Origin of the sequence: Variovorax sp. KBS0712 (assembly GCF_006323185.2) — a bacterium.
GTDB classification, from domain to species: Bacteria; Pseudomonadota; Gammaproteobacteria; order Burkholderiales; family Burkholderiaceae_C; genus Variovorax; species Variovorax boronicumulans.
In genome coordinates this window covers 2,836,217-2,846,668 of record NZ_VCCD02000001.1, presented here as the reverse complement: position 1 = coordinate 2,846,668, position 10,452 = coordinate 2,836,217, and the positions used below count along the sequence as shown (strand labels likewise).

The window sequence follows — 10,452 nt, the reverse complement described above, 5'->3', positions numbered from 1 at the left end:
TGCGATACCCCCACCATGGATCCTGTCAAAAAGAATCTAGGTCGGCGCGCCGAAAGTCGTTGCCGCTTGTAAGCGGACGGCAACCGGTGGTCGATTGGTTGTCTTCGAAAACGAAGGTGCTAATTATGAGAGGCCATCTTCAGGAATGCAACTTTCTCACATACAAATTAACTGACGAGAACCTGACTAAGCGCGCCAGAGCCAAAAAAAAACAGCGACCGCGGCGACACCGGCCGAAATCAGGGCGATCAGCGCCATTTCCGCATGGCCACCATTGCTTTTTTGGGACGCCGCAGCGAAAGCGGGAGGGCGTTCATTGCCGTGTGGCGGGCTCGCGAAGGGGCTGTAGACGGCGGAGCCGGGACGATCAGGATCACCTGTTGTGGCCGCCGGATTGTCGGGAGAGGCCGTCGCCACGGCCGCTTCGTTTGCGACTTCGCCGTCCGCAACGCCGCCATCCGGGTTCTCGTGCGCCGCAACGGCGGCCGACGTCGATTCCGTCGCGATCGCCAGGTCGGCGCACATGACCTGCGTGGCCCAGGCCGCGACAAGCATGGCCTGGACGAAGGGCCGCTTGTCGAGCGCGCGGCGAGGGCGCGATCCGGCGGCGAAGGGGCAATCGATCGGGGTCATGGGTCGCTGCCGTTCAGATCAGGCCCGTGTGAACGGCGAAGTTCACCGCCTGGGCGCGCGAATGCACATGCAGCTTCTTGTAGATGCTCTTGATGTGCACGTTGACTGTCTGGCCCGTGATGCCGAGCTTGGCGCCGATCTCCGCGGAGACGTAACCCGAGGCCACGCAACGCAGGACCTCGCTCTCTCGCGGCGTCAGTGTCATGTCGCGCGACGGCGGCCTCGGCGGCGACGGCGCCTTGTCGGCGACCGGCTCGCGGGGGTGGTAGTCCAGGCGGTGCAGCAGGCGCCGCGTGAGTCGGGGCGTGATTGCGGCCCCGCCGTTCACCACGTGCAGCACGGCATCGGCAAAGCTTTGCAACCAGGCGTTCTTCAGGAGGTACCCCATGGCACCCAGTTCGAAGGCGCGCAGCACGTGGGCGTCGTCCTCGAGCGAGGAGATCACGATGACCTCGCTGCTGCGGTGCAGGCGGCGTGCCTCGGTGATCAGCTCGAAGCCCATCTCGTCGCCCAACTGCAGCTCGAGCATCAGCACGTCGAAGGTGTGCGTGGCCAGCAGCCGGCGTCCCTCGCGAACGCTGTCGGCCTGGCCTTCGAGCTGGATGCGCAGGTCCGACAGCAGCTCCTGGGCGATCACCCGGCGCATGTACTCGTCGTCGTCGACGAGCAGCACGCGCACCGGCGATTTCTCCTGGCCGATCAGGAAGTCCGGCCACAGCCTCGCGGCGGGCGCGCAGACGCCGACGGAGGCCTTCTCGCCAGAGCTGATGAGCCTGTGATCAAGCATGTGCCTGCCCCGGTTGGCGTGAGCGACGCAGGCCGGTCGTTGCGAGCGTGGGCGGGGAGACGCAAAGGTCGTCCGTCGAGCGCTCCGGGGCCACTTTCCCCATCGGCGGCAAAGCAGGTTGGGGTTTCATACATTTTCAATAGAAAAATGAAAGGCAAGTGCGGAATTGAATGTTTTCTGTGAGTTTTAATTGAAATTCAATTCAGCCCGAGGCTTGCGCAATCCTATGAACTTGACGGGACGGTTGCGCGGGTCTTTTGCTCCTGTTTGTGGAAAGACATGAGTGTTTCAAAATGGAACTACCTGAACCATGACGTTCGATATACCTAATTTCTATGTTTTTGAGGCTGATCGTGAAAAACGACGCATTGTTCGCCAAGTGAGCAATGCTGGTTGAAAAGTGGAATGGGTTTATTTATGCGGGGAAATTTCGAAAAGAATGAAATTAATCAAATATGAAATTCATTTCTGACTGGGTATTTGGTGTTTGGTGAAATAAAATAGTCAAAAAACCAATTGAAACCGAGGAAATAATTCGATTATTGAAATTCCGATGATATTTGAATTGAATGAAATCTTCTATTAACCAGGCTGTCTGCTATTTGATTTTTATTTTTTGGAATTTATTCTCTCGCTTGATCATGTTTTTCAATTCAATTGAAATTAAATTTCTTTGAGGTGGCACGAAATACGGTGCCGAATCTTTTTCCTCCTCTGCCAGTGCGGTGCGCTCCCGCACGTCAGCTGATCGCAGCAGGCGGTGATCGGAAAAGCGGGGAAATGGCGGGTCCCGGAGGGGCATGCCGACGCTGAGCGGCCCGCAGTGGGCGCCCCGAAGGACGGGGCGGGCAGGGCGCTGTCAGTGCGCCATCGCGTCGAGGTGGTGCTTGACGGCGTAGATGTACAGCTCGAGCCGGTTCGTCACGCCGAGCTTCTGGTAGATCGACGTGAGGTGGTTGCGCAGCGTGTGCTCGGTGACGAAGGCCTGCCCGGCCAGCGTCTTGTTGGAGGCGCCGCTGCCGTGCACCACGGTGCGGACGATGTCGCGCTCCTTCTGGGTCAGGCTGGCCTGCCTGACGGACTCGGGGTCGGCTTTCGGCGGCTTCTTCACCGAGGTGAGCTCCGAGAGCACGCGGCCCATGGTCGGGGCGTCGACGCAGAGCTCGCCGTGGTGCACGCGTTCGATCGCATCGAGCACCTGCTCGGCCGAGGCGTCCTTGCGCATCACGCCGCGCGCGCCGCGCAGCACCGCGAGGTCCAGCGTGCGCTGCTCGCGTTCGCCGGTCAGCACGACGACGCGCGAGACCTCGTTCGACAGCAGCTGCGGCAGGATGTCCAGGGCGCAATGGCCGTCCAGGTCGAGGTCGAGCACGATGACGTCGGGAGCCAGGCTCTGCGTGTGCGCCACGGCTTCTTCGCAGCAGCTGGCGGTGGCGACGACCTTCATGCGCGGCTGTTCGCCGTCGATCAGCCGGGACAGGCCCCACAGCATGGTCTGGTGATCGTCCACCAGCAGGACGCCGATGGGATGGGCTTCGGTTTGCATGAGGGGCTCCTCGGACTGTTGTCGTGCTTTTGGGGGCTCAGATGGGGATTTCGATCAGCACCTCGGTGCCGCCGCCCCGGCACCGGCTGACCTGCGCGCGGCCTCCGAGCGCCGCTGCGCGGTCGCTGAGGGAGCGTGGCCGGAAGGGCGCGAAGTTCTCTTCGTCGCCTTCGTTCTCGATGCGCAGGTGCAGGCAGCCATTGCGGCAGCCGATGCGCACGCTGCCGCGGCGGGCCTGCGTGTGCTTGCAGATGTTGTTCAGGCCTTCGCCCACCATCTGCAGGACCTCCGCGGTCATGCGGTCGTCAAGGCGCACGTGGCCTTCGACGTTCACCGAAATCTCGATGCCGTAGAGCCCCTGGATGCGGGCGGCCTGGCTGTACAGCTGGTGCAGCACGAGGCCGCACGAACTTTCCGGGCCGGCCTTGACCGCGCCCGCGAAGCGCCGCAGGTCGGCGATCACGCCGCTCGCCACCTCGGCGAGCTTGTCCAGGTCCTCGAGCAGCGGGTTGTCCGCGGCGGCCTTCTTGCGCAGGGCGCACAGGCCCATGCGCAACCCGATGTAGGGCTGCACGGCGGTGTCGTGCAGGTCCAGCGAGATCTTCAGGCGCTCGGTCGCGGCCGCTTCCGAGGCCATGCGGTCGAGCACCTCGATGGTCTCGATGACCGGGAAGATCTGTTCCATGAGGTGCGCGAGGAACAGCGCATCGGACTTGCTGAAGTGGCCGTTGCGCGAGGAGATGAACACGCGCCCCTCGCCCAGGCGCAGCGGCAGTGCGGCGCTGATGAACGCGCGGGCCTCGAGCATGGCGGCCACGGCGGCACTGCGCTTGGCGCCGTCGCGGCCCTCGGGGCGCCAGCCGATCGTGCCGGGGCCGTGCATGTGGCTGCGCGCAAAGAAGTGGTTCAGCGGCCAGGGCAGGCGGTTGCTCAGCACGGTGTGCGGATGTTCGAGCGCCATCAGCGGCGACTCGGCGATGCCCCCGAGCGTCTCGACACCGACGTGCTCGCAGGTGTCGTCCTTGCGCAGCGTGCGCAGGGTCCAGTTGCCGGTGGCGGTGTCCCGCGTCATGAGGATGCAGTGGCTGGCCTTGAAGAAGGCCAGCGTCTTTTCCATCGTGCGGGCGATGGTGCGGCCCGCGCCGAAGCGCGGGTTCGACAGCTGGCTGATGTCGCCCAAGAGGGCCAGGCGCCGCTGCAGCGTGAGCTTGGAGCCGCCCCAGTGCACGATCATGTGCCCCAGCGCCAGCAGGAAGGTGGTGCGCATCAGCAGCTGCGGCGCGTCGTCGCCCGTGCTGGTGCCGAGCCCGCAGGCGGCGAACGACGCGACCGAGACGATCGTCACGCGGGCGCCTTCCTCGAAGCCCCAGCGGAACGAGGAGGTCAGGATGGCGAAGAAATAGAACAGGAAGAACAGGCTGTGCACGCCGCCCGTCACGAAGACGATCAGCGTGAACCACATCACGTCAGACCAGTGGACCGCCTTGCCCTGGACATGGCGCCAGCCGCCCTGCGTGCAGGCATGCACCAGCACGCTGTGCAGGAGGTATCCGCAAAAAGCCAGCCAGACCGCGCTGGCCACCGGTTGCCGGGCAGGCCCCGCATCGACCGCCATGGCCAGCACCGCCGAGATCGACAGCACCAGCCGCATGCGGGCGGCCATGAGCGCATCCGTCGACAGGCTGCTGTCGAGGCTCGGGGCGGAGACGGGGGCGCGCATGGCAGGACATCCTTCGCATGAACTGTTTCATGCACGGCAGAGGCCGAAGTTCGGTGGTAACAGCCTGGCGTTCATTTCTTCTTGCAAATGACGTGGTGTATGTGAAGGTTTCACATTACTGCTTTGGTACTCGAAGGGAAACTCGTGGGTGATCTGTGACGACTGTTTCACATGGTTGCATTTGTGGGGTGGGCAGGCTTTTTTCATCGCCGTACGAGGGGCTTCCTTTCGGGCGGGGAGCGCCGCATCGCAAACGGGTACCCGGTTCATGGAGGTTCAGGGCAAGGGGGCGCGAGGGGCGGTGTTCGTACGCGCCGGACGCACCGATCCCCGGCGTGCCAGGACGGGCACGCCGTGCGATCCGGAGCCGGATTCAGCCCCGCCGTGGCACCAGCGCCGTCCGTCCCAGGGGCGTGACGCGCAGGACGGTGGCCTGGCGCAGCTTCTGCCGGGCGCGGCAGATCGGGGGGAGGGTGGCCTCCACCATGCCGGCGGCTTCCAGGACCGCCACGGAGTTGATCTCCGACGGGTCCTCGGTGTGCAGGGGAAAGGTCGAGTTGCCGATCCTGCGCAGGTAATCGAGCGGCATGACGCTCCATTGGGGGCGTTCTTCATGCACCGAGGCGCCGTTGCCGCAAAGCGTGGCGATCTCCGCGTGCCCTTCCTCCGTGATGGCGAAGACCTGGGCGCTTTCGTACCGCTGGTAGCCGAAGTTGTCGACGTGGAACTCGGCTTCGATGAGTCCGGTGGCGACCAGCACCGAGGCATGCCGGATGTCCGCGTCCGCCGTGAGCATGACCGGAAAACGCTTGTTCATGAGGCGAAGAAGAAGGACGAGCGGCATGCGGTGCTCCTCGCAGTGTCAGCGGTGCCGGCTGGCCCGACGGCGAACAGGCACCCGATGCGCAGCCCCGCACAGGGAGGCATCCGTCAGGCGTGGGCCTGCGATGCCAACGGGGAGCAACGGTCGCACTGAACTCGCGGGAACAGACACGGAAGCCACCAATGTAATAAATGTGATTTTTTCACTTTAGTCCCTTTTTCGTACTTTCGCCATGAATTTGGAGATAGATGGCCGAAGGTGTTATCTGGCCCGCGTGCACGCAGGCCGACGCCCGCCGCGCTGCGGCGGTGTCGAACCGGACTGGAGAAGTGCGAAAGCCCGGCGTCGCCTGCCGCCGGAAGGGCGGGCGATGCGGCCGGGCGGCGGGGCGGCGGGGCGGCGGGCCGCCGCTTCAGGTCACGGGTTGAACGTCACCCGTTGGGCGATGAGGACGCCGTCGACCACCCGGTCTCCCACGACGGCCACGCGTTGGCCGTTGGCCAGGTTCGCGGCGGTGCCGTTCTCGAACGTGGTACCCGGTCCGCTGGCGTCCACCGGCTGGCCCTGGACCCTGAAACTGGCAGGGGACACGTAGCCGCCGATGGCGCCGATGAGCGTGAACGAGGCCGGCCCGCCCGTGCCCGGCACATGGCGGATGCGCAGTTTCTTGACGACCAGCACCCCGCCGGACATGAAGCCGTCGACCTCGACCTTCACGCCGTTGCCGAGCGAACCGACGGGGCCGCCCGTGATCTGCGCGTTGGTGGCGTCCACCGGCGTGCCCAGCACCTTGAAGGCGCCGCGCGAGACGAAATCGGTGATGTCCCCCGCCAGTTGCAGTGCGATGCCGTTGCTCGTCGGTATCGCGTACCACCCCTGCACCTGGGTCGCCGTGAACGCGTTGCCGACCGGCGCGGCCGTGCCGCGGGCGCGCACGATGACGCCGTTGGCCAGCGACGAAGCGTCGATGCCCGCGAAGCTGGCGCCGCCATAGCTGACCGTGAGCTGGCCGAGCGTGAAGGTCTGGTTCGTCGTGTTGAGGCCCTGGATGGCGCCCGTCACCAGCGGGGCGGTCAGCGTGGGTGCGGTCAGCACGCGGGTGGCGCGCAGCGTGCCCGGCGCGCCGGGCAGGCCCCACACCTGGACGAGGCTGCCGTCGGCCACATTGGCAAGCCCGTTCGCGTCGGCCCAGACCGTGGCCGCATCGATGGTCACGTTGATGCCCATCACCACGAAGCTGCCGGCGCCCACGTCGATGCGCGAGACGGCGCCGCGCAGTTCGGCCGCCGACACGACCTGCGTCGCGATGCCGCGGGTGAAGTCGGGGTCGACCTTGCCGGCGACCCGCGCGCTCATGCCGATCTGGAGTTCGGTGGCGTCCTCGACGGTGATGGTGGCCGTGTCCGTGGTGTAGCGCAGGCCGTTCAGGATGATGCTGCCCAGGCCGTCCGCGGCGCCGATGCCGGCGGCGTCCGCGGTCACGCCGGTGCCGCCCGAGCCGACACCGGAGCCGTCGGTGTTGCCGTTGCTGGCGGTGTCGCCGGAGCCGCCCGTGCCGGCGTTGCCCGAGCCGGACCCGGTCCCATCCCCGCCTGTGCCCGTGCCCGCGCCGCCGGGGCTGTCGCCGCCGATCGCAGTGCCGGTGCCCAGGCCCAGGTTCCCGGTCGAGGCACCACCGCCGCCTCCGCAGGACATCAACAGGACCGTGAGGCCGGCGCAAAGCAAGCCCAGCAGGAGGCGGCGGGGTGTTTTCATCGTGCTCATGAGGGGCGCTCGCTTTCAGAGGACGCGGGCGGGGGCGGCGTGCCCTCGTCCTCGTAGTACGTGTAGATGCCGACACGGATTCGTCCATTGGCGCGAGCCGGCGCGCGGCTGACCGCCTGTGCCATTTCCTGCGCGAGCTCGTGGTGCAGGGCGGACCAGCGGTCGCGCACCAGGCGGTGGATTTGTTCGCAATCGTTCAGCGACAGCCCGCGCGCGTACACCGCGCGCTCGAGCATGCGGGGCTGTTCGCCCAGCGTGTTGGCGACGGCCGCCAGCAGGTGGTCCCGGCCGTTGTCGCCCAGGAAGGCCAGCATCGATTGCAGGTCCTGCACGGGCACGAAACCGTCGGCGGTGAGTTCGGCCATGCCCTCGTTTTCGGTCACCATGTTCAACCGGATCAGCTCGTCGAGGATGGTGCGGTGGTGGACGTTGCCGCGGCTGCTCAGGCGGGCGACCGCTTCGAACGAGGGCGCCGTGTGGCCCGACGTGACGGGCAGGCGCCGGAACGAAGCGTCTTCGGTCAGCATCTGCAGCCACAGCGTGAAGGTCTTGGCCGCGGCCGACAGTTCGGTGTGGGGCAGGGGGTCGACGGTGGAGCGGACCTTGGCGGTCACGGCCTTGCGGTTCAGGCCGGTGGTGACCGACAACTGGCTCAGGTTGGGCTTGGGAACGCCCTGGCTGCGCCAGGAGTGCTGCGCCTCCTCGATCAGCAGGTCACGCAGCAACTCCTCCAGGTGGGGGTGCTTGACCCCCATCGCGAGGGCGAGCTTCACCACGGGTCGAAGGATGCGTGAGCAGGCCGCCAGGGCCCATTCCAGCCGTTGTTCCATGACGCGACGTGTGTAGTCCTGAAAGTGCGATGCCGACAGGATCGGAGGCGGCGCCCCGACCACCATCAACGCCCCATTGTCCTGCGCACCGCGCTGCAGTGAAAGCTTTGGACTGCGGTTTGACGGCCAGTGAGCCAAAGTTTCATGTTCAGGCGCGGGGCGACCGTCCGGCCGGTGCTGCCAAGGCCGATCGGCCGACGGGCCGGCCAGGTTGCCTATGTCGCCCTGCAGCGTGCCCGCCGCAGGGCGCGCGCGGCCTGGACGACACCCAGGGTCGGCCCTTTCCCACATGCGGGCCCCGCGCCGGAGGCGACAAAGACACCTCTGTTTCTTTGCATGTCTCAAGGAGCCGAGATGGCCAATGCGAACCCCCGAAAGAACGACGCGGCCGGCACGACCGCCGTCACGCACCGCACGGTGCAGATCGATGGCGTCGAGGTCTTCTATCGCGCGGCCGGTCCGGTGGGGGCCCCGGTGCTGTTGTTGCTGCACGGCTATCCGTGTTCTTCGTTCCAGTACCGCGCGCTGATGCCGGCGCTGGCGGACCGCTGGCGCGTGGTGGCGCCCGATTTCCCGGGCTTCGGCTACAGCGGCACGCCCGAGGAGAACTTCGTGTTCGATTTCGATGGCTACGCGTACTTCCTCGACCGCTTCACCGCCGCGCTCGCGCTGCGCCGCTACGCGCTGTACCTGCACGACTACGGTTCGCAGATCGGGCTGCGCCATGCGATGCGGCGGGCCGGGCGGGTGACGGCGCTGATCATCCAGAACGGCGACATCTACGAAGACACGCTGGGGCCGAAGTACGCGGCGATCCGGGCGTACTGGAACGACCCGAGCGAGGCCCATCTCGCGGTGCTGGAGCGCGCCGTGAGCGAAGAAGGCTTTCGCGACGAGTTCATCGGCGAGGTGTCCTCGCGCGTGGCCCCGCGGCTCGCGCCCGATCTCTGGCGCCTTCACTGGCCGTTGATGGACACGCCCGCGCGGCGCGCCATTGCGCTCGGTCTCATGAAGGGGTTGAAGGACAACCTGCGGTGGTTTCCGCGCTACCAGGACTACCTGCGCACGTACCGCCCGCCCACGCTGATCCTTTGGGGGCCGCAGGACGGCTACATGCCGATCGAGGCCGGCCGTGCCTACCTGCGCGACTTGCCCGACGCCCAGTTCCACGCGTTCGACGACGGGGGGCACTGGCTGCTCGAGACGCACCTGGCCGAGGTGCTGCCGCCGCTGCGCGATTTCCTGGGGCGGCACTTGCCGGTGCCGGCGTCTGCATCCACCCGGACGATCGAAGGCGTGCCGGTATGAGCGTCGCCACCATCGCGCGCATCTGGCGCGGCCGCGTCACGCCCGATCGCGCGGAGGCCTACGAACGCTACCTGCTGGCTGAAGGCATTCCGTCGTTGCGCAAGACGGCGCTCGCGGTGCAGCTGTTCCGCGAAGACCGCGTCAACGAGACCGAATTCGTCACGACCTCCTACTGGCCCGACGTGGCCGCGATGAGCGCGTTCACCGGCGGCGACCCGAATGGAGTGCACCACCTGCCGCGCGATGCGGAGTTCCTGATCGAGCTGCCCGCGCGCGTCGAGGTGCTGCGCATCGTCGTCGACACGTGGACCTGAAGCGTCAGGCCGCCGAAGCCGCCTCGAGCCCCGTCGGAAAGTGCACGCCCGCGCGCTGCGCGGCCTGCACGATGTGCTGCGTCATCGCCTGCTGCGCCAGCGCCGGGTTGCCTTGCGCGAGCGCCTCGATGATCGCCATGTGCTCGTCGTAGGTGGCATGGCGCGCACCGCGCTTGTAGAAGGGCAGGCGCTGGCTCTCCTGCATGACCTCGGCGCTGTTGCGCAGGATCTCGGCGATGGCCTGGTTGCCCGCGATGCCGATGATCTGCATGTGGAAGTCGAAGTCGAGCTGCGTGGCCTGCGTGAAGTCGCCGGCGTCGATGCATGCGCGCATCGCCTGTGCATTGGCGCGCAGCGCCGCCAGGTCGTCCGCCTCGATGACCAGGCAGGCCAGTCGCGCGGTGAAGTTCTCGACCGCGAAGCGCAGTTGATAAACGTCCTGCAGCGAATGCGAGGTGGCGAACTTCCAGGCCGGGGAGGCGGCCGGCGCCTGTTGTCCGCCGTCTTCGGCCACGTACATGCCCTTGCCGGGGCGCGGAATGACCAGGCCCGTGCCCTGCAGCGTCGACAGCGCCTCGCGCAGCGAGGTGCGGCTGATGCCGAGTTGCTCGGCCAGGTCGCGCTGCGAGGGCAGCAGCCCGCCGGCCGCGTAGGTGCCGTCCGCGATCCGCTGCTGGATCAGTCGGGCGGCGGTGGCGGCAACGGCGGGGGAGGCGAGCATGGGCTG

10 protein-coding genes are annotated in these 10,452 nt (G+C 66.5%); 2 read left to right on the top strand and 8 right to left on the bottom strand.

Annotated features, from left to right (window positions below; genetic code table 11):
• Positions 1-186: 186 nt before the first annotated feature.
• The 7 genes from FFI97_RS13215 to FFI97_RS13180 form a co-directional block, all read right to left on the bottom strand.
• A complete protein-coding gene (locus FFI97_RS13215; protein ID WP_139703583.1) occupies positions 187-633 on the bottom strand; it encodes a hypothetical protein in 447 nt (148 codons plus the stop codon).
• A 13-nt stretch (positions 634-646) separates the two neighbouring features.
• Positions 647-1,420 carry a LuxR C-terminal-related transcriptional regulator gene (locus tag FFI97_RS13210; protein ID WP_139703584.1) on the bottom strand — a complete coding sequence of 258 codons (774 nt, stop codon included), beginning with the start codon at positions 1,418-1,420 and terminating at the stop codon, positions 647-649.
• An 859-nt stretch (positions 1,421-2,279) separates the two neighbouring features.
• On the bottom strand, positions 2,280-2,966 hold the full coding sequence (locus FFI97_RS13200; RefSeq protein WP_095950012.1) for a response regulator: 687 nt from the start codon (positions 2,964-2,966) through the stop codon (positions 2,280-2,282).
• Between the two features lie 37 nt (positions 2,967-3,003).
• On the bottom strand, positions 3,004-4,686 hold the full coding sequence (locus tag FFI97_RS13195) for a sensor histidine kinase (protein ID WP_139703587.1): 1,683 nt from the start codon (positions 4,684-4,686) through the stop codon (positions 3,004-3,006).
• A gap of 373 nt (positions 4,687-5,059) precedes the next feature.
• Positions 5,060-5,530 (bottom strand): hypothetical protein, encoded by a 471-nt coding sequence (locus FFI97_RS13190; protein WP_083259040.1) that lies wholly within the window; start codon positions 5,528-5,530, stop codon positions 5,060-5,062.
• 396 nt (positions 5,531-5,926) lie between these two features.
• Positions 5,927-7,273: a DUF5666 domain-containing protein gene (locus FFI97_RS13185; protein WP_139703588.1), complete on the bottom strand. Its 1,347-nt coding sequence runs from the start codon at positions 7,271-7,273 to the stop codon at positions 5,927-5,929.
• A complete protein-coding gene (locus FFI97_RS13180; protein ID WP_139703591.1) occupies positions 7,270-8,103 on the bottom strand; it encodes a DUF6502 family protein in 834 nt (277 codons plus the stop codon). The genes FFI97_RS13185 and FFI97_RS13180 overlap by 4 nt, the downstream gene beginning before the upstream one ends.
• 354 nt (positions 8,104-8,457) lie before the next feature.
• Between FFI97_RS13180 and FFI97_RS13175 the strand changes: the two genes are divergently transcribed.
• Together FFI97_RS13175 and FFI97_RS13170 are read left to right on the top strand one after the other, a co-directional pair.
• On the top strand, positions 8,458-9,411 hold the full coding sequence (locus FFI97_RS13175) for an alpha/beta fold hydrolase (protein WP_139703593.1): 954 nt from the start codon (positions 8,458-8,460) through the stop codon (positions 9,409-9,411).
• On the top strand, positions 9,408-9,725 hold the full coding sequence (locus FFI97_RS13170; RefSeq protein WP_139703595.1) for an antibiotic biosynthesis monooxygenase family protein: 318 nt from the start codon (positions 9,408-9,410) through the stop codon (positions 9,723-9,725). Before FFI97_RS13175 ends, FFI97_RS13170 begins: the two co-directional genes overlap by 4 nt.
• Positions 9,726-9,729: 4 nt before the next feature.
• On the opposite strand, the gene FFI97_RS13165 is transcribed toward FFI97_RS13170, so the two are convergent.
• A complete protein-coding gene (locus FFI97_RS13165) occupies positions 9,730-10,446 on the bottom strand; it encodes a FadR/GntR family transcriptional regulator (RefSeq protein ID WP_139703597.1) in 717 nt (238 codons plus the stop codon).
• Between the last annotated feature and the right edge of the window lie 6 nt (positions 10,447-10,452).

Bases quoted from the DNA above. Each gene is read 5' to 3' on its own strand.
- FFI97_RS13170 (WP_139703595.1), top strand. From the start codon at position 9,408: ATGAGCGTCGCCACCATCGCGCGCATCTGGCGCGGCCGCGTCACGCCC.
- FFI97_RS13215 (WP_139703583.1), bottom strand. From the start codon at position 633: ATGACCCCGATCGATTGCCCCTTCGCCGCCGGATCGCGCCCTCGCCGC.
- FFI97_RS13200 (WP_095950012.1), bottom strand. From the start codon at position 2,966: ATGCAAACCGAAGCCCATCCCATCGGCGTCCTGCTGGTGGACGATCAC.
- FFI97_RS13185 (WP_139703588.1), bottom strand. From the start codon at position 7,273: ATGAGCACGATGAAAACACCCCGCCGCCTCCTGCTGGGCTTGCTTTGC.
- FFI97_RS13210 (WP_139703584.1), bottom strand. From the start codon at position 1,420: ATGCTTGATCACAGGCTCATCAGCTCTGGCGAGAAGGCCTCCGTCGGC.
- FFI97_RS13175 (WP_139703593.1), top strand. From the start codon at position 8,458: ATGGCCAATGCGAACCCCCGAAAGAACGACGCGGCCGGCACGACCGCC.
- FFI97_RS13190 (WP_083259040.1), bottom strand. From the start codon at position 5,530: ATGCCGCTCGTCCTTCTTCTTCGCCTCATGAACAAGCGTTTTCCGGTC.
- FFI97_RS13165 (WP_139703597.1), bottom strand. From the start codon at position 10,446: ATGCTCGCCTCCCCCGCCGTTGCCGCCACCGCCGCCCGACTGATCCAG.
- FFI97_RS13180 (WP_139703591.1), bottom strand. From the start codon at position 8,103: ATGGAACAACGGCTGGAATGGGCCCTGGCGGCCTGCTCACGCATCCTT.
- FFI97_RS13195 (WP_139703587.1), bottom strand. From the start codon at position 4,686: ATGCGCGCCCCCGTCTCCGCCCCGAGCCTCGACAGCAGCCTGTCGACG.